At 72.8% G+C, this 24,769-nt stretch carries 24 protein-coding genes and 1 pseudogene; 11 read left to right on the forward strand and 14 right to left on the reverse strand.

The window, feature by feature from the left end:
- Nucleotides 1-21 precede the first annotated feature (21 nt).
- The 11 genes from ACLIBK_RS21650 to ACLIBK_RS21700 all read left to right on the forward strand — a co-directional run bounded on the left by ACLIBK_RS21650 (nucleotide 22) and on the right by ACLIBK_RS21700 (nucleotide 11,255).
- Nucleotides 22-1,050, forward strand: coding sequence for a LacI family DNA-binding transcriptional regulator (locus tag ACLIBK_RS21650; RefSeq protein WP_415389388.1), 1,029 nt, complete (start codon nucleotides 22-24; stop codon nucleotides 1,048-1,050).
- Nucleotides 1,051-1,842 carry a glutamine amidotransferase gene (locus tag ACLIBK_RS21655; protein WP_415389389.1) on the forward strand — a complete coding sequence of 264 codons (792 nt, stop codon included), beginning with the start codon at nucleotides 1,051-1,053 and terminating at the stop codon, nucleotides 1,840-1,842.
- Nucleotides 1,842-2,705 (forward strand): BtpA/SgcQ family protein, encoded by an 864-nt coding sequence (locus tag ACLIBK_RS21660; protein WP_415389390.1) that lies wholly within the window; start codon nucleotides 1,842-1,844, stop codon nucleotides 2,703-2,705. Before ACLIBK_RS21655 ends, ACLIBK_RS21660 begins: the two co-directional genes overlap by 1 nt.
- Nucleotides 2,702-3,613 carry a PfkB family carbohydrate kinase gene (locus ACLIBK_RS21665; RefSeq protein ID WP_415389391.1) on the forward strand — a complete coding sequence of 304 codons (912 nt, stop codon included), beginning with the start codon at nucleotides 2,702-2,704 and terminating at the stop codon, nucleotides 3,611-3,613. Before ACLIBK_RS21660 ends, ACLIBK_RS21665 begins: the two co-directional genes overlap by 4 nt.
- The gene (locus tag ACLIBK_RS21670) at nucleotides 3,610-4,659 is read left to right on the forward strand and encodes an ABC transporter ATP-binding protein (protein WP_415389392.1); all 1,050 of its coding nucleotides are present in this window, start codon (nucleotides 3,610-3,612) and stop codon (nucleotides 4,657-4,659) included. The genes ACLIBK_RS21665 and ACLIBK_RS21670 overlap by 4 nt, the downstream gene beginning before the upstream one ends.
- Nucleotides 4,656-5,789 (forward strand): ABC transporter ATP-binding protein, encoded by a 1,134-nt coding sequence (locus tag ACLIBK_RS21675; RefSeq protein ID WP_415389393.1) that lies wholly within the window; start codon nucleotides 4,656-4,658, stop codon nucleotides 5,787-5,789. The genes ACLIBK_RS21670 and ACLIBK_RS21675 overlap by 4 nt, the downstream gene beginning before the upstream one ends.
- Nucleotides 5,790-5,811: 22 nt before the next feature.
- The gene (locus ACLIBK_RS21680; protein ID WP_415389410.1) at nucleotides 5,812-6,750 is read left to right on the forward strand and encodes an ABC transporter permease; all 939 of its coding nucleotides are present in this window, start codon (nucleotides 5,812-5,814) and stop codon (nucleotides 6,748-6,750) included.
- Nucleotides 6,747-7,598, forward strand: a complete 852-nt coding sequence (locus ACLIBK_RS21685) for an ABC transporter permease (RefSeq protein ID WP_415389394.1) — start codon at nucleotides 6,747-6,749, stop codon at nucleotides 7,596-7,598. Before ACLIBK_RS21680 ends, ACLIBK_RS21685 begins: the two co-directional genes overlap by 4 nt.
- Before the next feature lie 35 nt (nucleotides 7,599-7,633).
- Nucleotides 7,634-9,160: an ABC transporter substrate-binding protein gene (locus tag ACLIBK_RS21690; protein WP_415389395.1), complete on the forward strand. Its 1,527-nt coding sequence runs from the start codon at nucleotides 7,634-7,636 to the stop codon at nucleotides 9,158-9,160.
- 71 nt (nucleotides 9,161-9,231) lie between these two features.
- Entirely contained in the window at nucleotides 9,232-9,726 is a 495-nt protein-coding gene (locus ACLIBK_RS21695) for a hypothetical protein (RefSeq protein ID WP_415389411.1), read from the forward strand.
- Nucleotides 9,720-11,255: an amidohydrolase family protein gene (locus tag ACLIBK_RS21700; protein WP_415389396.1), complete on the forward strand. Its 1,536-nt coding sequence runs from the start codon at nucleotides 9,720-9,722 to the stop codon at nucleotides 11,253-11,255. Before ACLIBK_RS21695 ends, ACLIBK_RS21700 begins: the two co-directional genes overlap by 7 nt.
- A gap of 175 nt (nucleotides 11,256-11,430) precedes the next feature.
- On the opposite strand, the gene ACLIBK_RS21705 is transcribed toward ACLIBK_RS21700, so the two are convergent.
- The 14 genes and pseudogenes from ACLIBK_RS21705 to ACLIBK_RS21770 all read right to left on the reverse strand — a co-directional run.
- The gene (locus ACLIBK_RS21705; protein ID WP_415389397.1) at nucleotides 11,431-12,078 is read right to left on the reverse strand and encodes an aspartate/glutamate racemase family protein; all 648 of its coding nucleotides are present in this window, start codon (nucleotides 12,076-12,078) and stop codon (nucleotides 11,431-11,433) included.
- An 11-nt stretch (nucleotides 12,079-12,089) separates the two neighbouring features.
- Entirely contained in the window at nucleotides 12,090-12,995 is a 906-nt protein-coding gene (locus ACLIBK_RS21710) for a polysaccharide deacetylase family protein (RefSeq protein WP_415389398.1), read from the reverse strand.
- Between the two features lie 28 nt (nucleotides 12,996-13,023).
- Nucleotides 13,024-14,010, reverse strand: coding sequence for a polysaccharide deacetylase family protein (locus ACLIBK_RS21715; protein ID WP_415389399.1), 987 nt, complete (start codon nucleotides 14,008-14,010; stop codon nucleotides 13,024-13,026).
- Nucleotides 14,010-14,828: a BtpA/SgcQ family protein gene (locus tag ACLIBK_RS21720; RefSeq protein ID WP_415389400.1), complete on the reverse strand. Its 819-nt coding sequence runs from the start codon at nucleotides 14,826-14,828 to the stop codon at nucleotides 14,010-14,012. Before ACLIBK_RS21720 ends, ACLIBK_RS21715 begins: the two co-directional genes overlap by 1 nt.
- Nucleotides 14,825-15,883 (reverse strand): carbohydrate kinase family protein, encoded by a 1,059-nt coding sequence (locus tag ACLIBK_RS21725; RefSeq protein WP_415389401.1) that lies wholly within the window; start codon nucleotides 15,881-15,883, stop codon nucleotides 14,825-14,827. Before ACLIBK_RS21725 ends, ACLIBK_RS21720 begins: the two co-directional genes overlap by 4 nt.
- A gap of 6 nt (nucleotides 15,884-15,889) precedes the next feature.
- Nucleotides 15,890-17,011, reverse strand: coding sequence for an SIS domain-containing protein (locus ACLIBK_RS21730; RefSeq protein WP_415389402.1), 1,122 nt, complete (start codon nucleotides 17,009-17,011; stop codon nucleotides 15,890-15,892).
- A gap of 26 nt (nucleotides 17,012-17,037) precedes the next feature.
- On the reverse strand, nucleotides 17,038-17,853 hold the full coding sequence (locus ACLIBK_RS21735) for an ABC transporter permease (RefSeq protein WP_415389403.1): 816 nt from the start codon (nucleotides 17,851-17,853) through the stop codon (nucleotides 17,038-17,040).
- The gene (locus tag ACLIBK_RS21740; protein WP_415389404.1) at nucleotides 17,850-18,755 is read right to left on the reverse strand and encodes an ABC transporter permease; all 906 of its coding nucleotides are present in this window, start codon (nucleotides 18,753-18,755) and stop codon (nucleotides 17,850-17,852) included. Before ACLIBK_RS21740 ends, ACLIBK_RS21735 begins: the two co-directional genes overlap by 4 nt.
- Nucleotides 18,752-19,816: an ABC transporter ATP-binding protein gene (locus ACLIBK_RS21745; protein WP_415389405.1), complete on the reverse strand. Its 1,065-nt coding sequence runs from the start codon at nucleotides 19,814-19,816 to the stop codon at nucleotides 18,752-18,754. The genes ACLIBK_RS21740 and ACLIBK_RS21745 overlap by 4 nt, the downstream gene beginning before the upstream one ends.
- Nucleotides 19,813-20,697 (reverse strand): carbohydrate kinase family protein, encoded by an 885-nt coding sequence (locus ACLIBK_RS21750; RefSeq protein WP_415389406.1) that lies wholly within the window; start codon nucleotides 20,695-20,697, stop codon nucleotides 19,813-19,815. The genes ACLIBK_RS21745 and ACLIBK_RS21750 overlap by 4 nt, the downstream gene beginning before the upstream one ends.
- 25 nt (nucleotides 20,698-20,722) lie before the next feature.
- Nucleotides 20,723-21,808, reverse strand: a complete 1,086-nt coding sequence (locus ACLIBK_RS21755; protein ID WP_415389407.1) for an SIS domain-containing protein — start codon at nucleotides 21,806-21,808, stop codon at nucleotides 20,723-20,725.
- On the reverse strand, nucleotides 21,805-22,848 hold the full coding sequence (locus ACLIBK_RS21760) for an ABC transporter substrate-binding protein (RefSeq protein ID WP_415389408.1): 1,044 nt from the start codon (nucleotides 22,846-22,848) through the stop codon (nucleotides 21,805-21,807). The genes ACLIBK_RS21755 and ACLIBK_RS21760 overlap by 4 nt, the downstream gene beginning before the upstream one ends.
- A gap of 20 nt (nucleotides 22,849-22,868) precedes the next feature.
- A complete protein-coding gene (locus ACLIBK_RS21765; protein ID WP_415389409.1) occupies nucleotides 22,869-23,918 on the reverse strand; it encodes an ABC transporter substrate-binding protein in 1,050 nt (349 codons plus the stop codon).
- A gap of 746 nt (nucleotides 23,919-24,664) precedes the next feature.
- Nucleotides 24,665-24,769 (reverse strand): annotated as a pseudogene (locus ACLIBK_RS21770) (IS630 family transposase); the annotation flags it as partial.

A 24,769-nucleotide genomic window follows, 5' to 3' on the forward strand; every position in this document is an offset into this window, starting at 1 on the left:
CCAGTCGTCAGATTGCGGGATGTGGCCTGTGCGACCGGTTTATCGGTGGCTGCTGTCTCGCGCTTCCTGAACCGGACGCTGGACCTGCCTCCGGAAACGGCAGGCCGTATCGAGAAAGCTATCAAGACCCTAGGCTACCGGCCGAACCCCCATGCGCGGCGGCTGAGCCGCGGGCGTTCGGACACGATCGGTCTCATCGTGCCTGACATCGCCAACCCGTTCTTCGCCCTGTTGGTGGACGCGGTGGAGCGCGCGGCGGAGGAGCGGGGCAGCGACCTCCTGGTCTGTGCCACCCGCAACCGCGTCAGCCACGAACTGCGTGAGTTGTCGCGGCTGGGGCGCGACTACGCCGACGGGCTGCTCTTCGTCACCAATCACGCCGACGACGGCGCCCTCGCCCAGGCCATCGCCAGCGTCGGCAAGGTGGTGCTGCTGGACGAGGATGTGCCCGGCGTTTGGGCGCCACGGGTCTTTGCCGACAACCATCGCGGCGGCATGCTGGCCGCCCGACACCTGCTGGCCGCCGGGCACCGCCGGCTGGCCTTTCTCGGCGGGCCGCGCGGGCTGCTCAGCACCGTGGAGCGCCACGCCGGCTTCGCCGAGGCCGTGCACGCGGCCGACCCCGCGGCGCGGATCGTGTTCGAGGATTACGGCGATTACAGCGCCGCGCAGGGGCGCAGCGCGGCCGAGCGCCTGCTGCGGGCGGTCCCATCCGCCACGGCGGTCTTCGCCACCAGCGACGAAACCGCGCTGGGGGTGCTCGCCGCCGCCCGCGCCCTGGCCGTGCCGGTGCCCGAGGCCTTGTCCGTGGTGGCCTTCGACGATGTCGGGCCGCTGCACCTGCTCGACCCGCCGCTCACCGCGATCCGGCAGCCGGTGGCCGAGATCGGCCGCAGCGGCGTCGAAACGCTGCTCGACTACATCGCGGGCCTGCCGGTGCCGGCGCAGCCGCGACGCCTACCGGTGGTGCTGGTGGAGCGCGGCTCCGTCGCGCCGCCGCCCCGCCGCCGCACCGGTCGCCACGACCAAGTCGCAACGGGAGACGCCTGAATGTCACGCACCGAGGTCCTGCTGGTGGGGGAAAGCTGGGTCAGCGCCGCCACCCACTACAAAGGTTTCGACCAGTTCGGCAGCGTCACCTTCCACAAGGGCGCGGAACCCCTGGTGGCGGCGCTGCGCGACAGCGCCTTCGACCTGACCTACATGACCGCGCACGAGGCCGCGGAAGGCTTCCCCTTCACGGTGGAGGCGCTCCGCCGCTACCGCGCGATCATCCTGTCCGACATCGGCGCCAACACGCTGCTGCTGCCGCCCTCGGTCTGGCTGCACGGCAAGCCCACGCCCAACCGGCTGAAGCTGATCCGCGACTGGGCGGCGGAAGGCGGCGGGCTGATGATGATCGGCGGCTACCTGACCTTTCAGGGCATCGACGGCCGCGGCCACTGGCACCGCACGCCGGTGGAGGACGCGCTGCCCGTCACCTGCCTGCCCTTCGACGACCGCCTGGAGGTGCCGGAAGGCTTCCGCCCCGCCATCACCAGCGACCGCGCGCACCCGATCCTGCGCGGCCTGGAAGGCGACTGGCCCCTGCTGCTCGGGGCCAACGAGGTGGTGCTGCGCGAGCGCGAGGATGTGGAAGTCCTGGCCCGGCTGCCGGAGGAGCAGGGCGGCCACCCGCTGCTGGTGACGGGCCGGCACGGGAAGGGCCGCACCCTCGCCTGGACCTCCGATATCGGGCCGCACTGGTTGCCCGACGACTTCGTGCGCTGGCCCGGCTATGCCCGGCTCTGGCGCAATGCCCTCGCCTGGGTGACGCGGCAGGATGGCGGGGACGCGCGCTGATGCCGGCCAAGCCCGTTTTCCGCCCCAAGCCGCATGCGCTGGAAGCGCTGTTCCGCCGCCGCAAGGTGGTGATCGGCGTGATCCACTCGCTGCCGCTGCCCGGCAGCCCCGGCTATGACGGCCAGCCGATGGCGGAGATCACCGCCTTCGCCGTGGCCGAGGCGCTGCGCTACCGCGACGGCGGCGTGGACGGGCTGATCGTCGAGAACCACGGCGACATCCCCTTCAGCAAGCCCGAGCACCTCGGCCCCGAAACCGCCGCCTGCATGGCGGTGATGACCGAGGCGGTGCGCCGCGCCGCCGGGCTGACGGTGGGCGTCAACGTGCTGGCCAACGGCGCGGTGCAGGCGATCGCGGTGGCCAAAGCGGCCGGGGCCAGCTTCATCCGCGTCAACCAATGGGCCAACGCCTACGTCGCCAACGAGGGCTTCGTGGAAGGCCCGGCGGCCCTCGCCACCCGCTACCGCGCGCAGCTGCACGCCCGCGACGTGAAGGTCTTCGCCGACGTTCACGTCAAGCACGGCGCCCACGCCATCACCGCGGACCGCTCGATCCCCGAACTGGCGCGCGACGTGGAGTTCTTCGACGCCGACGTGGCCATCGCCACAGGGCAGCGAACCGGCGACGCTGCTACCATGGAGGAGATCCGCACCATCGGCGACGGCACGGCGCTGCCGGTGGTGATCGGGTCCGGCGTCACCCCCGACAATGTGGGCGACATCCTGGAAGCCGCCGACGGCGTGATCGTGGCGAGCTCCCTCAAGCACGACGGCGTGTGGTGGAACCCGGTGGACCCGGAGCGCCTGCGCGCCTTCATGCGCGAAGCGGACCGTGCCCGGCCCGCGTGCAAGCCCGACGCGTGAGCCGTCTCCTCGTTCTCGGCAATGCGGGGCTGGACATCAGCCTGCCGGTGCCACGCCTGCCGGGACCGGGGGAAACGCTGGTGGGCGGGATGGCGGTGCGCGCGCCGGGCGGCAAGGGGCTGAACCAGGCCACCGTGGCGGCGCGCAGCGGGCTGGTGCCGGTGGGATTCTGCGCCCCCGTCGGCGAGGACGGCGAGGGCCGGGAGATCGCGCGCCGGCTCCGCGCCGAGGATTTCGCCGTGCTGAATCTGCCGGCGACGGCGGCGGCGACGGACCTGTCGGTGCTGCTGGTGTCCCCCGATGGGGAGAACAGCATCGTCACCTCCGGCGGCTGCGCGGCAGGGTTCTCCCCTGGGGCAGCGGCGGCCTTCGCAGCGGGGCTCGCGGCCGGTGACTGGCTGCTGCTCCAGGGCAACCTGGGCGCTGCGGCCACGCTCGCGGCCCTCGAGGCTGCCGCGTCGCGCGGCGCGCGGGTGATGCTCAATACCGCGCCGCTGGAGCCCGCGCTCCTCGGCGCCGGGGCGCGCAGCCTGCTCGCGCGCTGCGCGGTGGTGGTGGCCAACGGCGTGGAAGCCCGTGCCCTGACCGGCGAGGATGGCCCCGCCGCGGTGCTCGCGCTGCGCCGCCTCGGCGCCGCCCGCGCCGTGGTGACGCTGGGCGGCCAAGGCTGCCTGCTCGACGAGGGCGAGGCGGCGCGGCACATCCCGGCGCCTGCCGCGCGGGTGGTGGACACCACGGGGGCGGGCGACACCTTCTGCGGCCTCCTGGCGGCCCTGCTGGCCGCGGGCCGGAGCCTGGAGGCCGCCGTGGTGCCGGCGCAGCACGCCGCGGCGCTGAGCGTGGCCCGCCCAGGCGCCTTCGCGGCGCTGCCCAGCACGGCCGAGCTCCGCGCCCTGGTGGCGACATGACGGCGGCACAGGACCCGCCCCCTGCCCCGGGCAGCCCCCCGGCTGCCACCCGGCCGCACCCCGTCCTGCACCTGGACCGGATGACCGTCTCGCTCGGCCCACCCGGCCGCCGCGTTCCCGTGGTGCAGGAGGTGTCGCTGCGTCTCGACCCCGGCCGCATCCTCTGCGTCGTGGGTGAGTCCGGCTCGGGCAAGAGCGTCACCGCCATGGCGCTGATGCGCCTCTTGCCCGAAGGTGCGCACGAGGTGGCCGCTGAGGCCCTGGAGTTCGAGGGAACGGACCTGCGCGGCCTCGACGAGCGCGCCATGACGCGCCTGCGCGGCGACCGCATGGCGGTGGTCTTCCAGGAGCCGATGACCTCGCTCAACCCGGTCTTCACCGTGGGCGACCAGATCGGCGAAACGCTGCGCGTGCATCGCGGCCTAGGCGCGGCGGCCGCCCGGGCCCGCGCGCTGGAAGCGCTGCGCCAGGTGCAGGTGCCCGCCCCCGAGCGCCGGCTCGACGCCTACCCGCACGAGCTGTCGGGCGGCCTGCGCCAGCGCGTGATGATCGCCATGGCGCTGGCCTGCGAGCCGCGCCTACTGATCGCCGATGAGCCCACCACAGCCCTGGACGTGACGATCCAGGCGCAGGTCCTGCGCCTGCTATTGGAACTGCGCGAGCGCACCGGCGCCGCAATCCTTTTCATCACCCACAATCTCGGCGTAGTGGCCGAGATCGCCGACGAGGTGGCAGTGATGTATGCCGGCCGCGTGGTGGAGCAGGCGCCCGCCGCCACGCTGTTCCGCGCCGCGCAGCACCCCTACACGCTGGCGCTGCTGGCCGCGATGCCCTCGCTGTCCGGCACGGCGGAGCGGCTGGAACCGATCCCCGGCCGCATGCCGGCACCCGGCGCCGCGCCGCCCGGCTGCCGCTTCGCCCCGCGTTGCCCCTTCGTGGCGGCGGTCTGCGCGCAGCAGCCGCCGCTGCGCGAGATGGGGCCGGATCACCGTGCCGCCTGCTGGCGCGCCCCGGTCGAGGATCTGGCCGCGGGGATGGCAGCGTGACTGCCGCGCCACGGGCCGCCGGCACCGTGCCGGTCGGGGACGGTGCGGCAGGGCCGCGGGACGCCACGGCTGAGCCCCTGCTGGTCGCCGCGGGGCTGCGGAAAAGCTTCCCGCTGCCCGGCAACCGCCGGATGCTGGCCGTGGACGGCGTGGACCTGCAGCTCGATCGCGGCGAAACCCTGGCGGTGGTGGGCGAATCCGGCTGCGGCAAGAGCACGCTGGGCCGGCTGATCCTGCGCCTGCAGGAGGCCGATGCGGGCACGCTGCGCCTCGGCGGCACCGACCTGCGGGCGCTGCGGGGCGGGGCGCTGCGGGCGATGCGGCACCGCATCCAGGTGGTGTTCCAGGACCCCTTCGCCTCGCTCGACCCGCGGCAGCGCATCCGGGACGTGCTGGTGCGGCCCATGCGCCTGCACGGCCTCTGCGACGGGCGGGAGGCCCTGCGCCGCGCCGCCCTTCTCATGGAGCAGGTGGGCCTGTCGCCCGCCCAGCTCGACCGCTTTCCGCACCAGTTCAGCGGCGGGCAGCGGCAGCGCGTGGCCATCGCTCGGGCTCTGTCGGTGCAGCCCGAGGTGATCGTGTGCGACGAGCCGGTCTCGGCGCTAGACGTGTCAGTGCAGGCGCAGGTGGTGAACCTCCTACAGGACCTCCAGCGCGACACCGGGGTGGCGCTGCTGTTCATCTCGCACGACTTGGCGGTGGTGCGTCATCTCGCCCACCGGGTGGCGGTGATGTACGCGGGGCGGCTGGTGGAAACCGCGCCCGCCAAGCGGCTCTTCCGCGATCCCCGGCATCCCTACACCCGCGCCCTGCTTGCCGCGGCGCCGCGCACCGAGGTTGGCGCGCGGAACCACACGCCGCTCGGGGGCGAGCCGCCCGACCCCGCGGCCCCGCTGCCCGGCTGCCGCTTCGCCGGGCGCTGCCCGGAGACGCGCGCGGTATGCCGCGAGGGCGAGCACCCGCCGCTACGCCCCGTGGCGCCGGGGCAGCGATCGGCCTGCCTGTTCGCCGAAGTGCTGCCCTCCCTGCCGGAGATGGCAACGCCTGGGTTGGAAGTCGGGCCGGTCGCGGCGCGCATCGCCGCGTATCGTCGGGCGCGGGACCGCGTGCCGGCGGCGGAGGACTCATGAGCGAGGAGGCCTTGCCGTGCGGATGATCCTGGGCCGCCTCCTGTCGCTGCTGCCGGTGCTGTTCGGCCTTTGCGTGCTATCCTTCGTGCTGCTGTCGCTGGTGCCAGGCGACCCGGTCACGGCGATGCTGGGGATGGAAGCCGATCCTGCCGCGATCGCCGCGTTGCGCGCAAAATACGCGCTGGACGACCCTCTGCCGGTGCGCTTCCTGGCCTGGTTCGGTCAGGTGCTGGTGGGCGATCTCGGCCGCTCCATCCAGACCGGGCGGCCGGTCACGGCCACCGTGGGTGCGGCGCTGGTGCCAACACTGCAACTCGGGCTGGCCGCGACCGTGGTCTCGCTGCTGATCGCCATTCCCGCCGGCATCGTGGCAGCGGCGCGGCGCAACAGCCTGGCCGACCTCGCGGCTTCGGTGATTGCGCTGTTCGGCCTGTCCCTGCCGAGCTTCTGGCTGGGCATCCTGCTGATCCTGGGATTGTCGATCAGCGTGCCGCTCCTGCCATCCTCCGGCTATGCACCCTTCCTGCAGGACCCGGGCGCGGCCTTCGCGCACCTGGTGTTGCCAGCGCTGACGCTGGGCGCGGCGATGGCGGCTTCCACCATGCGCATGACGCGCGCGGCTATGATCGAGGTGCTGGCCACCGACTACATCCGCACCGCCCGCGCGAAGGGGCTGTCGCGCCGGCGCGTCGTGTGGCGGCACGGCCTTCGCAACGCCCTGCTGCCGGTAGTGACGCTAGTGGGGCTGCAACTGGGGCAGCTACTGGGCGGCGTGGTGATCACCGAGAGCGTCTTTTCCTGGCCTGGCATCGGCAAGCTGACGGTGGACGCGATCTTCGCGCGCGACTTCCCCGTGGTGCAGGGCGCGATCCTGGTGACCGCCACGCTGTTCGTGCTGATCAACCTCGCCACCGACCTGCTCTACGCCGTGCTCGACCCGCGGCTGAGGACCCGGCGGTGAGCGCCGTAGCGCCGGCACGGGGCGATGCCTCGGCTTGGTGGCGGCTGCTGCGCGAGCCGCGCAGCCTGCTCGGCTTGGTGCTGGTGGCGGCGGTGCTCCTGGCCGGCCTGCTCGGTCCGGGAGCGAGCGGCTACGACCCGGCCGCGCCAGACTTCCTCGCGACCCTGGCGCCGCCCTCGGCCACGCACCTGCTGGGCACCGACGATCTCGGCCGCGATGTGCTGGCGCGCATACTTGAAGGGGCGCGTGTGTCGCTGCTGGTAGGGCTGTCGAGCGTCGCGGCGGCGCTGCTCCTCGGCACGCCGATCGGCCTCGTCGCTGGCTATCTTGGCGGCTGGACAGACAGCATGCTGATGCGCTGCATGGACGTTCTGCTTGCCTTTCCCGGCATCCTGCTGGCGCTGGGGATCACTGCGGCGCTGGGCGCCTCGCTGCCGGTCACGGTGGCGGCGATTGCGGCGGTGAACCTGCCGGTTCTGGCGCGCGTGGCGCGCGGGCAGGCGCTGGCGCTGCGCAACCTCGATTTCGTGACGGCAGAACGCGCGCTGGGCTTCGGCGAGGCCGGCATCCTGCTGCGCTGCGTGCTGCCCAACGCCTTGTCGCCGATCATGGTGCAAGCCTCACTGCTGCTGGCCTCCTCCATCATCACCGAGAGCTACCTGTCCTTCCTGGGCCTGGGGGTGCAGCCGCCCACTCCCAGTTGGGGCAACATGCTGCACGACGCGGTGGGCTTCCTCGACCAGGCTGTCTGGCTGGCTTGGTTCCCGGGTGTGGCAATCTTCCTCACCGTGCTGGGCTTCAACCTGCTGGGCGACGCGTTGCGCGACCGCCTGGACCCGCGTGACTAGGACCCTTTCGCAACCGACTTGACGGAGACGCCGCCATGGCCACCACACGACGCGCACTGCTCGGCGCCACGCTTGCCACCCCCGCCCTGCTCGCGGCCCGGGGAGCCGCCGCGCAAGGTGCTACCCCGGGCGCAGCGGGCGGCACGCTGAACATCGGCGTGGTGTCCGACCCGGTCACGCTGGACCCGGCCTTTTCCGCCTCCTTCTTCGAAACCCAGGTGCTCTATAACCTGCACGAGACCCTGCTGGCGGCGCGCCCCGACGGTTCCGTGGTGCCGGGACTGGCCAGCTACGAAATGGCCGACCCGCTGCGCTACGTGTTCACGCTGCGCGAGAACCTCGTTTTCCACGACGGCACGGTGCTCGACGCGGCGGCGGTCAAGGCCAACGTTGACCGCTACATGGACCCGGCTAGCGGCTCCATCCGCCGCGCCGATTTCGGCCCGCTGAAGGATGTCACTGTAACCGGGCCGCGCAGCTTCGAGATCGCGCTCAGCGCTCCTTATGCGCCGCTGCCGCTGGTGCTGACCAACCGCGCGGGCATGATAGTGTCGCCCACTGCGGTGCAGCGGCTGGGCGCCGACTTCGCCTCTCAGGCCGTGGGCGCCGGGCCCTGGAAGCTCGCGAGTTGGACCAAGAACGCCGAACTCGTGCTGGAACGCTTTCCCGGCTACTGGCAGGGGCCGCCCAGGAATTTCGACCGCCTCGTATACCGCCCGCTCCCTGACGAAACAGTACGGTTGGCCAATCTGCGCTCTGGCACGCTGCAGCTGATCGACAGCGTTCCGCCCCAGGCTGTGGCGGGCCTGGCACGGGAAGCCGGCGTCCGCGTCGCGCAGATGCCGAGCCTGGGCTTCAACGCCTTCGCCTTCAACTGTACCCGCGCGCCCTTCAGCGACGCGCGCGTCCGCCGGGCCTTCACGGCGGCCGTCGATCCGGAGGTCATCCAGCGCGTCGTCTACTTCAACACCGGCCGTGTCGCGCACGGCCCGCTCTCGCCAGCCGTGGGCTGGGCTTTCGACGAGGCGCAGAGGGGCATCCCCTTCGACGCGGTACGCGCCAAGGCCATGCTGGCGGAGGCAGGGGCGAATGCCCCGGTCCCGGTGACGATCACCGTCACGAACTCGCCCCAACTCGTGCGAATCGCGCAGGTTCTTCAGGCGCAGGCCGGCGCGGCAGGCTTTAGGGTCGAAATCCGTCAGATCGATCCAACCAGCCTGATCACCGTCCTACGCCAACGCGACTTCGACCTGTGCATGGCGCCCTGGAGCGGCCGCTACGACCCGGACGGCAACACCTTCAACTACTTCACCAAGGGTGGGCCCAACAACTTCGCAGGTTACGACAGCGCCGAGGTCACGACGCTGCTGGAGCGTGCCCGCTCCGAAGCCTCGCCCGACGCACGTGCCGTGCTGTATCGGCAGGCTCAGACGAAGCTGGTGGAGGACGCGCCGATGCTGTTCCTACACTTCGACGCGATTTTGCAAGCTTCCAGCAGCCGTCTGCGCTGGACACAGTACCCGGACGCGGTGTTCCGCCTCTTCGACGCCACGAACACCTAGAGCACCTCCTGCTTGCACGGACTCACGGGTTCTGATTCGACGCTGCTGATGGAGCAGCGAGGCTGGTGATGATGCCACCCTTGTCGCAGGACCTACGCAAGCGCCTGGTGCGGGCTGTCGAGGAGGGCGCCTCGGCACGGGAGGCGGCAGCCCGCTTCGCGGTCAGCGCATCAGCCGCGATCAAGCTGGTGCGGCGGGTGCGCGAGACCGGCAGCACGGCCCCGGCCCAGATCGGCGGCTACCGCAAGCCGCTATTGGCGGGACAGGAGGAGTTCCTCCGCGAGCTCACGGCAATGAGCGGCTGGAGATTTTATCATCGCAAGAATTCTGCCAGGGCCCGATTAGGCCGCAAACCTGGCAGAGCCTTGACGATGCTCCTGGACACGAGGCTTCTGAGATGGTCCCTGACGCGGCCGGAGAACGAGGGCCTAATGCTTCATCAACACACCTATGATCAGTCTCCCACGCGGCATCCGGACCATCCCGCTCCATCCCTTGAGAAAGCACTGGAACGGGCTGCGCCGGGACAGATACTGGCAGGCGCGTTGGGCGCAGCACCATGCTGACCTTGGTGCAGGGGAGCACCGTACTGCAAGGCTTCGGCGTCGACGACGCCCCCCTGCTGCACGCGGACGCGGCGGTGCTGGTGGGCGACGGCATCGTGCAGGCGGTCGGCCCGGCGGCGGAGCTGCGCCGCGCCCACCCCGACGCCACCCTGCTGGGCGGCGCGGACACGGTGGTGATGCCCGGCCTGGTCAACGCGCACCACCATGTCGGGCTGACGCCGCTGCAGCTGGGCTCGCCCGACCATCCGCTGGAACTGTGGTTCGCCAGCCGTCTCGCGCTGCGCGACGTGGACCTGCGGCTGGACACGCTGTTCTCCGCTTTCGAAATGATCGGCAGCGGCGTGACCACCGTGCAGCACCTGCACAGCCGCGCGCCCGGCTCGCCCGAGCAGGTGCTGGCCGCCGCCGCGGCGGTGACCGGCGCGTATCGCGAGGTCGGGATGCGCGCCTCCTACTCGCTGGCGTTGCGCGACCAGAACCGGCTGGTCTACGCCGACGACCAGGATTTCGTGGCGCGGCTGCCCGAAGCGCTACGCCCGGACATGGCCGACTACTTCCGCCGCTTCACCATGCCGTTGGCCCAGCAGGTGGAAGTGTTCCACGCCCTGCGCGCGCGCCACGTCGCAGACCCGCTGGTGCAGGTGCAGCTCGCGCCCGCCAACCTGCACTGGCTTTCCAACACGGCGCTGCACACGGCGGCGGAGCTAGCGGCGCAGACCGGCGCGCCGATGCACATGCACCTGCTGGAAACGCCCTACCAGAAGGCCTACGCGCGCCGGCGCACCGGCGGCTCCGCCTTCCGCTTCATCGAGCGCCTCGGCTTGGCCGGGCCGCAGCTCACCCTCGGGCACGGGGTGTGGATGACGGAGGAGGATATCGAGCGCTGCGCCCATTCCGGCACCCGCCTCTGCCACAACTGCTCCTCCAACTTCCGGCTCAAGAGCGGCATGGCGCCGGTGAACCGCTTCCGCGCCGCCGGCATCCCCGTGGCGCTGGGCATCGACGAGGCCGGCATCAACGACGACCGCGACATGCTGCAGGAAATGCGGCTGGTCTTGCGCGCCCACCGGGAGCCCGGCATCGACGCGCCGCATCCCAGCCCCGCCGCCGTGCTGCGCATGGCCACCGAGCACGGCGCCGCCACCACGCCCTTCGCCGGCCGCATCGGCCAGCTGCGGCCCGGCATGGCGGCGGACCTCGTGCTGCTGGATTGGAAGGCGGTCACCTGGCCCTACCAGAGCCCGGATCTGCCGCTGGTGGACGTGCTGGTGCAGCGCGCCAGGCCCGCCGCCATCCGCGCGGTGATGATCGGCGGCGAGGTGGTGTATCGCGACGGCCGCTTCACCCGGATCGACCGTGACGCCGTGCTGGCCGAACTCGCGGCGCAACTGGCCCGTCCGCTCACCGCGGCGGAAGAAGCGCGGCGCGTGATGGCGGCGGCGGTGATGCCGCATGTGCGCCGCTTCTACGACGGCTACCTCGACGGACTCGGCGACGAGCCGCATTACCGCCCGAGCGGACGCGCCTGAAGCGGCGGGAAAGGCCGGGGGAGTGAACTCCCCCGGACCCCCTCCTTTTTTCGGGAGTCTGAGGAGAACACCGCTGGCCATGAGCGCACCCCAGGACTCACGACGATAGAAGAGAGTCCGGGAGGATACCTCCCTCCGGCTCTACTGTTTCTCCCGCGTCGAAGGCCCGGCGCTATCAGCCCCCTGCACGCACCAGGGCCAGCCGGATCGCCGCCGGCACCGGCTCCACCAGCGGCACGGGAAAGCGGCCGGCCAGGGCGCGGGCCGCGGTGGCCAGGGGACCGCCGCCGATCACCAGCGCCCCGGCGCCGGCCGCGACCGCCGCCTCGCAGGCCTGGGCCAGCGCCTCCCGCAGCCGCGCCGGGTCGGCCATCACTGCCGCCGGCTCGCCCGGGGTCAGGTAGACGCCGCGGAAAGCCGCGGCATGGCCGTAGCCGGCCGCGAGGCAGGTGATGCTGTCCACCAGCCCGGGGGTGGTGGTGACCACGGCGAAGCCGCGGCCGAAGGCGGCGGCCTCGGCCATGCCGGCTTCCGCCAGGCCGGTGACGGAACAGGGCAGCGCCGCGCGCAGTTCCTCCAGCCCCGGGTCGCCGAAAGCGGCCAGTACCACCCCGTCGGGCGGGTCCTGACGCAGCGCCGGAACCAGGGACAGCACGGCCCCGGCCGCGGTGGCCAGCGCCGCCGCCTCGGTGATCAGCGCCGCGCCGTGCGGAGCGGTGGCGCCCGACAGCGTGACGCCATCCGGCGCCGCGTCGCGCGCGATCGCCAGCATCGCCGCGGTGGTGTTGGCCGAGGTGTTGGGATTCAGCAGCAGCAGCCGCATCGCGCGCGCCCTCAGCCCCCGGGCGGCTGCGCCACCAGGAAGGCGCGGGCGATGCTGTCGCGCCGCGCCACCCAGACGGCGTCACCGCGGTCGGCCAGTATCCGCAGCACGTCGCGAAACGCGGCGAAGCGTCCGGGGCGGCCACAGATCCGCAGGTGAAAACCGATATTGAGCAGCCGCGGCCGGCCACGCGCCGCTTCCGCTTCCAGCACCGCCAGCGCGTCGGCCACGTAGTCCACCATCTCGCGCGCGCGGACGAAGCCGTTGGGGTGGAAGAACTTCATGTCGTTGCTGTCGAAGGCGTAGGGCAGCACCAGCAGCGGCGCCCCGCCGTCGCGGTCGTAATAGGGCAGGTCGTCGTCCAGCCCGTTGGAGGTGTACAGGAAGCCGCGCTCGCGCAGCAGCCCGCGGGTCCAGGGGCTCTCGCCGCCACGGCAGAAGAAGCCGGTCGGCACCTCGCCCGTGGCATCGCGGATCACCGCGACGCAGCGGTCGAGGTCGGCGGCTTCCGTGGCGGGATCGGCATAGTCCGCGTGCGGCCGCCAGCGCCAGCCGTGCACCGCCATCTCGTGGCCGCGCCTGGCCACGGTGCGCGCCAGCTCGGGCACCCGCTCCACCGCGCGGCCGCAGCAGAAGAAGGTGGCGGGGATAGCGGCGTCGTCCAGCGCGTCCAGCATGCGCCACAGCCCGGCGCGCATGCCGTAGCCGAAGATCCCCTCCTGCCCCCGGTCGCGCACGCCGTCGGGCACGACGCTGAGCACCTCGCCCATGCGCTCGCTGCGCGGGTCGCCGTCGCCCACCTGCTGCTCGGCGCCTTCCTCGAAGTTCACCACCACGGACACGGCCAGCCGCGCGCCGTTGGGCCAGCGCAGGTCGGGCCACTGGCCGGCATAGCCCAGCAGGTCGCGGCCGCTCACGGCGCTACCCCCTTCGCGGCGCGCCGGCTCACGCCACGTCACCCGCGGCGGGCACGGCGCTGCCGGGCGGCGCGGCATCCGGCGCGAAATCCGTGGGCGTCGGGCTAGGCACCCAGCGCGGCAGGCCCATCCCGTCCCGCCAGGCATGGGCGATGCCGTCGCGCCGCGCGAACCAGGCACCAGGCGCGGCCGCGACGTGCGCCAGGAAGCGCTCCAGCCCGGCGATCCGGCCGGGCCGGCCGATGATGCGCAGGTGCAGCCCCACCGACAGCATGCGCGGCGCGTCCGCCCCCTCGGCCAGCAGCCGGTCGAAGGCGGCGATGCAGTAGCGCGCGAAGTCGTCGCCCTGCACGAAGCCGCCGTTGTTGAAGAAGCGCATGTCGTTGGTGTCGAAGCTGTAGGGCAGCACCACGTGCGGCCGCCCCGCTTCCTGCACGACGTAGGGCAGGTCGTCGTCGTAGGCGTTGCTGTCGTACAGGAAGCCGCCATGTTCCGCGAGCAGCCGACGCGTGTTGAGCGAGGTCGCGGAGCGCGTGTGCCAGCCCACCGGCGGCGTGCCGGCGGCGGCCGCGATCGCCGCCACGGAGCGGGCGATGACGCGGCGCTCCTCCGCCTCCGCCATGTGGACGTGCCGTTCCCAGCGCCAGCCGTGCGAGGACACCTCGTGCCCGTCGGCCACCGCCTCCGCCGCGATCCAGGGCGACAGGGCCAGGGCGCGGCCATTGGCGTTCAGCGTCGCCGCCACGCCGTAGTGCCGCAGCAGGGCGCGGATGCGCGGCCAGCCGGCGCGGGTGCCGTAGGCGAAGTGGCTCTCCATGCACAGGTCGCGGGCGCCCTCCACCCGCTCCACCGCCTCGTAGATGTGCTCGTTGCGCTCGTCGCCGGCGCCGATCGACAGTTCCGCCCCTTCCTCGACGTTGACCACCACCGACACCGCCAGCCGCGCCCCGCCGGGCCAGCGGATGTTCGGGGGACGGCCGCGATAGCCGGCGAGGTCGCGATCCGTGCCGGCCATCACGCCGCGCGGCGCGGCGGCAGGGCGCGCACCGCGTCCATGAAGCGCCGCGTGCGGTCGGCATCCCATTGCAGCACGTCCTCCGGCGACGCGCCGGGCCGCATCAGCGAGGTGGACACCACCGCGCCCTCAGCCACGGCCAGCGCCTCGGCTAGGTTGGCTTCCGTGACGCTGCCGCCGATCAGCACCGGGCGGCGCGCCCCGGCGGCGCGGGCGGCGCGCACGCGGTCCAGCGAGTCCGCGAAGGAGCCGCCGGTCAGGATCAGCCCGTCGGCGCCCAGCTTCTCCGCCATCAGCACGGCTTCGGCGGGGGGCACGTCCAGCAGCGGCCGGCTGGTGCGGTCGAACACGTCCGCCAGGATGGCGACGTCGTCGCGCCGTAGCTCGTGGCGATAGCTGCGCGCTTCCACCGCCAAGCCGTTGCGCGGCCCTTCCGCCGTCATGGCGGCGCCCACGAAGACCTTCAGCCGCACGAAGGACGCGCCCGCGGCATGGGCGATGGCCAGCGGCGCGACGGCGTCGTGTGCCTGCACGATGATGCCCAGCGCCATGGCCGGGAATTCCCGCCGGATCAGCCGCCCCAGCGCGGCGGTGACGGCCACGGTAGCCGGGCTGGCCGGGCCGACCTGCCGCGTCTGATCCTGCAGCATGAGTGCGGGCACGCCGGCCTCGGCGAACACCGCGGCGTTGCGCAGCGCGTAGTCCTCCAGGAACCCCATCGACAGCTCGCGTCGCACGCTGAGGTCGGGCAGGTGCAGGGCGGCGATGACCACCGGGCCGTGCTTCGCGCCGAGTGCTTCGAGGGTGTCCGGTGTCATGCCGTGATGGTTCCCGATCGGAGGAGGTCGATGTTGCGCGGCGCCGTTCCGGGCGGCAGGAGGGCGAGCAGCTGTTCCAACCGTGCCAGCGCCGCGGCGTGGTCCACCCGCAGCAGGTGCAGCGGCCCGAAGGCTTCCACCGCGAAGGAGGCGGACACGGTGCCGCAGCAGGCCGCCAGCAGCGGGTCGCCGCTGCGCAGCCAGCCCGCCAGGAAGCCGCCGCACCAGGCGTCGCCGGCGCCGGTCGGGTCCACCGCCCGCACCGGCAGCGCCGGCACCGCCACGGGCTGCCCGGCATCCAGCAGCGCGCCGCGGCCGCCCCGCTTCACCGCCGCCACCGGCACGCCGCCGGCCCGCAGCGCGGCCAGCGCGGCCTCCGCCGGCCGCTCCGGCACCAGCACGGCCAGTTCCTTCTCGCTGGGCAGGATGGCGTCCAGCCTTGGCAGCAGTTCCGGCAGCAAGGGCAGCAGCGCCGCCGCCTGCCCGCCGGGATCCAGCGTCAGCCGGAAGCCCGGCCGGCGCAGCGCCGTCGCCAGGGCGAAGGCAGCATCCGCCCGGTTGGGGCCGAGATGCGCGCTGCGTGCCGCGCGGAAGCTGTGGGGCAGGTGTTCCGGTTGAACGGGATGCTCGCGCCGGAAAGCGCCGAAGGAGCGGCCGGCCTCGGGCGCGTCGCGCAGCTGCGCCTCGAAGCGCCGGGCCTCGTTGGGCGTCAGGCGTCCCGGGTGCAACCCGTGCCGTGCCAGCGCGCCCTCGGCCGCGTGCAGCCCGTCCACCCGGCTGCCGTCGGGGCGGTAGAAGAACCATTCCGAGCGGTCCACGTCCTCCGGCATCACCCGCAGCCCGGCGGTGTCGATCCCCGCTGCTGCCAGCGCTTCCAGGAAAGCCGGCGGGTAGTTGCGCGGCACCAGAGCGACGATGCCGACGCGGTCCAGCCAGACCCGCATGCCCGCCGCCGCGTAGACGGCATTGCCGCCCATGCTGCCGGTGCGCACGGTGCCGTCGGCGGCGACGACGTTGTCCACGATCATGCCGCCGGCGGCGAAGGCTTCCACCATCGGACGTCAGGTTCCGGGGAAAGCGCCGGGATAGCCCAGCCCCAGGGCGTCGCGCGCGGTGGCGAAGTGGAAGGCGAAGAGGTGCAGCGGCACCGACGACACCAGCGCCGCCAGCGCCGGGTGCACGGCGGGCAGGATCACCGTGCGTTCCGCCCGCGCAGCGATCTCCGCGTCGGGCGCGGCCAGCAGCGCCACGGTGCGGCCGCCCCGCGCGGCACTGACCAGCACGGTGTCCAGCGCCCGCTCGCGGCTGGCGGGGTCGGTGGCGATCAGCAGCAGCGGGTCGCCGCGCTTCTGGGCGCGGTAGTGGTGCATCTCCTCCAGCGGCTGCGCGACGGCGTGGATCGGCGACAACTCGCGCAGCTTGGCGGCACCGAAGCTGGCGGCGGCACCGTTCGGGCCCAACCCGGTGAACAGCACCAGTTGCGCGGCCGCGAAATCCTCCGCGGCCGCCCGCATCGCCGCATCATGGCCCGCGGCCACGGCGTCCAGCAGGTTGGGGAGGCGCGCGAGTTCGTCGCGCAGTGCCGCGGCGTCGCGCCCCAGCGCGTCCGCCACCGCCACCGCCACCGCCGCCAGCAGCGCCATGGTCGCGGTGGAGGACTGGGTGGGCCAGCCCTTGCGGGTGGCGTGCACCACCAGCCCTGCCTCGGACTCCGCCAGCACCGGGCTGCCGGCGGTGTTGGACACGCCCACCGTCATGGCGCCGCGCGCCCGCGCCGCGGCCAGGGCCTTCATCACCGCCGGCGTGTTGCCGCCCGAGCTCAGCCCCAGCACCAGGGTCCGCCGGTCGGCCGCGGCCGCGCCGTAGCAGGCGTAGTCCAGCGCCTGCGCCGCTTCCGTGGGCCAGCCCAGCAGCAACTCCCAGGCGTGCCGCACGCCGGCGCCGCAGAACCAGCTGTCGCCGCAGCCGGCGATCACCACCCGCTCGATGCCGCGCCCCGCGATGCGCCCGGCCAGGGCGCGCACCGCACCGGCCTCGCGCGCCAGGGTGTCGGAAACCGCCGCACCCTGGCGCAGCATCTCCTCGCGCGTGCGGCCCACCCGGGCCAGGCGGGCGGGGTCGTGCGCGTCGTCGCGCGAAGGCTCGGCGGTTAGCGCCGCGGTGCGGGCGGAAAAGTCGGTCATGGAATCCCGGGCGTGATGGGGGGCGCTCAGCGGCCGAGCCGCTCCAGCCCCACGGTGGCGGCGATGGCGAGCAGGGCCAGGAAGGACAGCCCGATCTCCAGCGCCGAGATGGCGGCGATCAGCGGCGAGCCGTCGGACTGCACGAGGTAGTACAGCTCCACCGGCAAGGGCCGCGCCCGCACGTCGGAGGTGAACAGCGCCACGGTGACGTTGTCGAAGGCCTCGATGAAGGTGAAGGCGGCGGCGGCCAGCAGCGCCGGCGCCAGCTGCGGCAGGGTGACGCGCAGGAAGGTTTCCGGCGGCCGCGCCCCGAGATTGGCGCTGGCCTCGTCGAGCTTCGGGTCCAGCCCGGCGAGGCGGGCCATTACCACCCGGATCACGAAGGGCATGCAGAACACCGACAGGCTGGTCACCAGCATCAGGTCGGAGGCGCGGAAGGCGAAGTAGGCGCCGAAGAACAGCGTGGCGATGCCGATCACCATGCCCGGCATCATCTGCGGCGCCAGCAGGAAGGCGTTCATTGCCGCCTTGCCGGGAAAGCGACCCCGCACGCCGGCAAAGGCCGCCGGCACGCCCAGGGCCAGGCAGACCATCGCGGTAATCGCGGCGATGCGCAGCGACACCAGCGCGGCGTCGATCAGCTGCTGCCGGCCCAGCAGCGCCTCGTACCACCGCCAGGAGAAGCCGGAGGGCGGGAAGGAGATATAGGCCCGCGGCTCGAAGGAAATCGCCACCACGATCAGGCTCGGCCCGACTAGCAGCAGCAGCGAGAAGCCGGTGACGAGCACCAGGGCGGCGAGGCCGAAGCGGTCCAGGGCGGACAAGGGGGCGCGGCGGCTCATCGGCGCGGCTCGTTCCAGCGCGAGAAACGTGCGCCCGCCGCCACGATCGCCAGCACGAACAGGAAGCACGACCCCAGCAGCAGCGTCGCCAGCACCGCGCCGCGGGTCCAGTCCAGCACCACCACCGTCTGTTCGTACACCTGCACCGCCAGGGTGGAATAGGCGCCGCCGCCCAGCAGCTGCGGCACGATGAAGTTGGTGTAGGACACGGCGAACACCAGCGCGAGCCCGGCCACGATGGCCGGCAGGCTGAGCGGCACGGTGACGCGGAAGAAGGTCCCGGTGCGCGAGGCGCCGAGGTTGCGCGACGCTTCCTCCAGCCGCCGGTCGCGCTCGCTGAGCACCGCCAGCAGCGGCAGCACCATGAAGGGCAGGTGGATCTGCGTCATGCCGATCAGCACGGCGAGGTCGGTGTTGAGCAGCCGCAGCGGCTCGTCGATCACGCCCAGGCCCAGCAGCGCCTGGTTCAGCATGCCGCGCCGCCCGCCCAGGATCACCAGCCAGGCATAGGCGCGCACGAGGGCGCTGGTCAGCAGCGGCGAGATCACCGCCACCAGGATCAGCGTGCGCGCCCAGCCGCGCAGCGCGCCGTAGCAGAAGGCGACGGGGTAGGCGAGCACCAGCGTCAGCGCGGAGGACACCGCCGCCACCCAGAAGGAACGCCAGCCCAGACGCCACACCAGGGGGTCGCCCAGCGCCGCCAGCAGCGGCTGCAGCGTGAACCCGCCGCCGGCGAAGCGCCCGCGCTCGATCCGCACGAAGCCGAACAGCAGCAGCGTGACGATCGGCAGCACCAGGAACACCGCGAGGTAGAGCAGCGCCGGCACCGCCGGCCACAACCCGCCGCCGCGCAGCGGCCGGCGCCATAGCGCGCCCGGTCCCGCGCTCGCCGCGCCGCTCATGCTGGCACCCCCGCCGCGTCGCGCGGCAGCAACACCGCCGCCGTCGGGTCGGCCAGCACCGCGCGCACGGCGGTGCCGGCCGGGATGGGGGGCTGCCCGGCGCGGCGCGGCACCGCGGCGCGCAGCGGCGGCGCGCCGGCCAGGGGGCCGCCCGGCAGCACCTCGTATTCCACCGTGGGGCCGAGCGCGGTACTGAAGCTCACCGTGCCCGGCCAGCCCGCGCCCTCGCCTAGCTCCAGGCGCAGGTTCTCAGGCCGCACCACCAGGGTCGCCGCGCCATCGGGCAGCGCCGTGGCGAGACCGCCCAGCTCCAGCACCGCGCCGCCGCGCACCCGCACTGGCAGCAGGTTGGCTTGGCCGATGAAGCCCGCCACGTAGTCCGTGCGCGGCCGGTCGTAGATCTCCAGCGGCGGCCCGACCTGCTCCACCCGACCGTCGCGCATCACGGCCACGGTGTCGGACAGCGCCATCGCCTCCCCCTGGTCGTGGGTCACGAATACGGCGGTGATGCCGACGCGCTCGATCAGCTTGCGCAGTTCGACCTGCATGGTCAGCCGAAGCTGCGCGTCGAGCGCGCTGAACGGCTCGTCCAGCAGCAGCACGGAGGGCTCCAGCACCAGGGCGCGGGCCACCGCCACGCGCTGCTGCTGCCCGCCCGAGAGCTGCGCGGGGTAGCGGTCCGCGAAGCGGCCCAGCGCCGCCAACTCCAGCGCCGCGGCCACGCGCTCGGCCACCTCGCGGCGCGGACGGCGACGGATGCGCAGCCCGTATGCGACGTTGTCCGCCACCGTCAGGTGCGGAAACAGCGCGTAGTTCTGGAACACGTAGCCGACCTGGCGCCGCTCGGGCGGCAGGGTGGTGATGTCGTGCCCGGCGACGCGGATGCGCCCCGCCCCGGGTTCCACGAAGCCGGCGATGGCGCGCAGCAGCGTGGTCTTGCCGCAGCCCGAAGGGCCCAGCAGCGTCAGCACGGTGCCGCGCTCCACCGACAGGCTGCACGCGCGCAGCACCGCCAGCGGGCCGTAGCTCAGGCTCACGGCATCCACGAGGAGGTGGCTCATGCGGGCCTCCGGCCGGTCGGTTCGGGGTTCCGGGGGGATGGCGCGAAGCCCAGCGCCGCCGGGCCGGGGGCCGACACCGCCGCGGCCCCGACCTCCATCGCCTGCCGCGCCGCGGCGGTGAAGGGCAGCCCGGCGGCCAGCAGGGCGGCCAGCGCCCCCACGGTGGCGTCGCCGGCGCCGGTCGGGTCCACCACCCGGGCGGGCGGGGCGGGGATGGCGGTGGCGACGCCGCCCGCCACCGCCAAGGCGCCAGCCGCGCCGCGCTTCTGCAGCACGCATGGGCCGCGCGCCGCCAGCGAGCGCGCCGCCGCGTCGTCGTCCAGTTCCGGCAGCAGCAGGCGGGTTTCCGCGATGCTGGGGGCGAAAGCCGTAAGGCCGGGCAGCGCCGCCAGCACGGCCTCGCACTCCAGCGCGGCGAAGACCTCGCTGGTATCCGCCACCACCGGGCAGGTGGCCGCGGCTAGCAGCTGCGGCAGCAGCACCGGCGGCACCGGCCCCGCCACTGCCGCGTCGAAGCCGTCCAGCGAGGCCGGCAGGCAGGGCAGCATCGCCTCCGAGCGCTCGTGCCAGGCGGGATCCCCGTGGTGCGGGGAAGCGCGCTCACCCGCCGTCCCGTGCTGCAGCCGCGCCCGGCGGGTGGCGCCGGGGCGGCGCTGCACGCCGGACAGGTCCAGGCCCATCGCCGCCAGCATGTCCAACCAGGCGGGCGGGAAGTCCTCCCCCACTGCGGCGGCCAGTGTCACCCGCGCCCCGGCGCGGCGCGCGCCCAGCGCGGCGTAGAGCGCCGCCCCACCCGGCATGCTGTCCCAGCGCGCGCCCGGCACGGCCAGGGCGTCGATGGACAGGTAGCCCACCACCAGCAGGCGCGGCGCGTCCCTCACCGCAGCCCGTCCCCGCCAGCCCGCCTCACTGCCCCGTCCCCAGGAGAGAACGGCGGGTGAGCTGGCGGCTGACGCGGAAGCGCACGGCATCCTGCTTCAGGTGAGCGCGGGTGTCCGGGTCCAGCCCGCCGCGCCGCGCCAGCGAGGCCGCCAGCAGCTGCAGCGGCAGGGCCGTGGCCAGCGGCGCCAGGGCCGGGCCGATCGCCGGCAGGGTGATGCGGTGGGTGGCGCGCGTTACCGGCGCCGCGGCGGTGTCCACCGCCAGGGTTTGCACCCCCAGCCCTTCCAGGGCGTGGCAGCTCTCGTCGGCGTAGCCGGCCAGCACGGGATCACTGGCCACCACCACCACGAGGTCGCCCGCGGGCATGGCCCAGTACTGGCTGTGGGCGAACTCCTCCAGCTCGCCGTGCCAAGCCGGGATATGGGTTAGCTCCACGAGTTTCGCCGCGCCGTACTGCGCCGTGCCCAGCTCCGCTCCGGCCGAGAGCACGCGTACCCCGGCGGGCAGCCCGATCGCGGGCAGCACCGCCGCGGCGGCGTCCAGCGCCGCTTCCTGCGCGGCGGCCACGGCACCGAGGTCCGGGCGCGTATCGCTGCCGGCCGCGCCGCAGGCCAGCAGCATCAGCGCCGCCAGTGTCGCGGTGTAGGAGGAGGTGCCGCACAGGAAAGGCGCCACGTCGGGCAAGTCCAGCGACACCCTGGCCGCGGCGATGGCGCCGAGCCGGCCGCCTTCGCCGTTCACCAGCGCCAGGATCGGCACGCCGCGCGCCTCCACCGCCCGCGCGGCCTCCACCGTGCGGTCCACGTTGCCGGACATGGATACCGCGATCACCCGGTCCGCTTCGCGCAGGCCTTCGGCGCCCAGCACCATCTCCAGCGCGCCGGCGGCGCGCCAGTCCAGCCCCAGCGTCGCCGCCCAGCCCGCCGCGGCGGCACCGGCGAACACCCCGTCGCCGCAGCCGCACACGATCAGGCGCCCGCCCGGTCCCGGCCGCAGCACGGACTGCCCGGCCGCGATGAACGCCTCTGCCCGCGCCGCCAGGGCGCGCAGCACTTCGGGCTGCCGCGCGACGTCGCGCCCCATCGGGCCGGGATCGGCGGCCTCGCTCATCCGCCCATCACCCGGTCGAACTGTTCCAGGGTCTGGCCGCGCACCGGGGCGATCTTGCCCCAGTCCACGGATTGTAGGCGCAGCACCTCCGCCGGCGTGTTCGGCGTATAAGGCCTGGCCGCGTCGGGGATCGCCACGCCGCGCACGGTGGGGCCGAAGAAGTACGGCGCCCCCGCCGCCATCGCCTGGTACTCCGGCGACAGGATGCCGTTCATCCACTCGTTCACCAGCTCGGGGTGCCGGGTGTTGCTGATCGCCGACATGAAGGAGATCAGCGACACCGGGCCAGGATCGGGCTGCACAAAGCGGATCGGCAGGCCCTTGGCGGCGGCGGTGGCGGCGTCGTTGTTCCACAGCGGCGCCATCGCCACCTCCTCGCGCTCCAGCATCTGCAGCAGCTGCGTGGGCGAGCGGCCGACCTGCGGCTTCAGCTCCTGCAGCTTGCTCCAGGCGGGGTCGAGCCGATCCTCGGCGCCGCCGAACACCTTGGCGGCGATGGCCAGGACGCCCAGCCCGAGATTGGAAGAAGCGCGCGGGATGGCGACCTTGCCGCGGTATTCCGGCTTCCACAGGTCGGTCCAGGCGCGCGGCGCCTCGCGCACCATGCTCTCGTTGTACGCGATGCCGATCAGCGAGTAGGAGGCCGGCACGCCGTAGCCGCCGCTCTTCGCCGCCAGCTCGGGGATCAGGTTGGCGGTGTTGGGCACCTTGCTGGGGTCGAGGCGCTGGATGTAGCCCTCGCGCATCGCGGTCAGGTGCGGCGGCTCGCCATTGGGCATGGCGTCGAAGGGCGAGTAGCCCTGCGCCGCCTTGATCTGCGCCACGATGTCCTGGCTCTCGGACGGCACGAGGCGGATGCGCAACCCGGGATGCGCCGCCTCCATGCGGCGGGCCAGCCACTGGTGCGGCTGCTGCAGTTCGCCAGCGAAGCTCACGATCACCAGCTCGCGCGCTTCCTGCGCGCGAAGCAGGGACGGCAGGGCCAGCGTCGTGGCGGCGCCCCCGAGCAGGGCGCGGCGGGTCGTGTTGGACAGGGACATGCGGTTCTCCATGATCCGGCTCACATCGAGAAGCTACGGTCGAAGCGTTCCACGAGCTGGCCGCGGACCGGCACGATCTTGGTCCAGTCGACGGTTTGCAGCGCGGCCACCTCCGCCGGCGTCGCCGGCGTGTAGGGGCGCGCATCCTCCGGCACGCTGACGCCGCGCACGGTGGGGCCGAAGTAGTAGGGGGCGGCAGCGGCGCGCGCCTGATAGTCGGCACCGATGATGCCGTTCAGCCACTCGTTGGCCAGCGCCGGCTCGCGCGTGCCGGCGATGGTCGAGAAGAAGGACAGGATGGCGATGGCACCCGGCTCGGGCTTCGCGAAGCCGATCGGCAGGCCCTTGCCGGCCGCGGCGGCAGTGTTGTTGTTCCACAGCGGCGCCAGGGCGATCTCCTCGCGCTCCAGCATCTGAGTCAGCGCCGCGGGAGAACGCGCCGCGCGCGGCTCCATCTCGCGCAGCTTCGCCCAGCCCACGTCCAGTGCGTCCTCCGAGCCGCCGAAGGTCTTGGCCGCCTGCACCAGCGTCGCGAGGCCGAGGTTGGAGGAGGTGCGGGCGATGCCGACCTTGCCGCGGTATTCCGGGCGCCACAGATCGGCCCAGGAACGCGGCGGCGTGCGCACCAGCTGCGTGTTGTACGCGATGCCGATCAGCGAGTAGGTCGCCGGCACGCCGTAGCCGCCGCTCTTCGCCAGCAGCTCCGGCACCACGTTGCCGAGATTGGGCAGCGCCGCGTCTTCACGACGCAGCAGGTAGTTCTCGCCCATGCCGATCAGGTGCGGCGGCTCGTCGTTGGGCATGACGTCGTAGGGCGAATAGCCCTGCCCCGCCTTGATCTGCGCCACGACGTCCTGGCTGTCGGAGGGCACGAGGCGGATGCGCAGCCCGGGATGACGCGCCTCCATCCGGTCCGCGAGCCAACGATGCGGCTCGCTCAATTGGCCGGGATAACTGATGACCACCAGCTCGCGCGCGGTTTGCGCAGTAGCGGCAGTGGGACGGATTAGCGTCGCAGAGGCGAGGCTACCGAAAGTTCCGGCAAGGAACTGGCGTCGGGTGATGCGCACGGAGTGCTTCCAATGGAAACGGGTGCTGGACGAGGAAGAACGTGCGGCGGGGAGTGGCAGGCCCTTCCAAGCTGGTGCGATGCGGCTGGCGACATGGCTAGACCGATCATGCGGCGAGCGCCAAGCACCCGCGCCGGTTTAGCCCCAGGTGCGTTCGGTGGATGCCAGCATCGTCACAAACTGACGACAGGATTGCGACCGCCAGCGGCCGTCGCGGTTACGCATAGTTCCCCGCAGCCGCGTCGCGGAGGCGGCGGTCGACAGATGAGCAGCGTATCTCTGCTAAGCGGAACACCCCTTTAGTAGTGCCGCATGCCCGATCACCATGCAAGTTGTTTGAAAAACCAAGAAGCTGAGATCGGCACGCCTAATCTGTAAGCGTTCGCACAAAGTTTAGGCCGCGGTGAGCGTAAGGCGACTCTGTTGTAGCTTTTGCGCCGCCTTTGATCGTGGGCATAGTTCGGCATGGCAACACGACGGCAGGTGGTTGAGCTGAGGGTCGGTATGAGTCCGTACAAGCAGGAAGTGCTTTAAGCGCCACCGGTGTCGCGCCTCCTAGCTGCGTGCTTGGCGGAACGTCGTCCTGGCTCGGCATATCCACCCGAGGGCCTGACGGGCTCCCGGCCGCTGCCACCCTCGCTGAGCCACCAAGGACGGCAATCGGGAGATACAGGAGCTACAAGCCGGGATGACAAGGTGCTCCGGGCCACTTGGCAGCGCTGCAGCTGACCTAGAGCAGTTTCCGGTCATTCCGGCTCATATCCGCACGCGGTGAAGTAGTTGGCGCACTCGGCGGGCGTGAACTGCGGGAGCGCATCGGCGATGGCGGCCCAGAGGTCCGGGATGGTGCG

It is taken from the genome of Roseomonas sp. BN140053, from assembly GCF_047690175.1.
GTDB lineage: Bacteria > Pseudomonadota > Alphaproteobacteria > Acetobacterales > Acetobacteraceae > Roseomonas.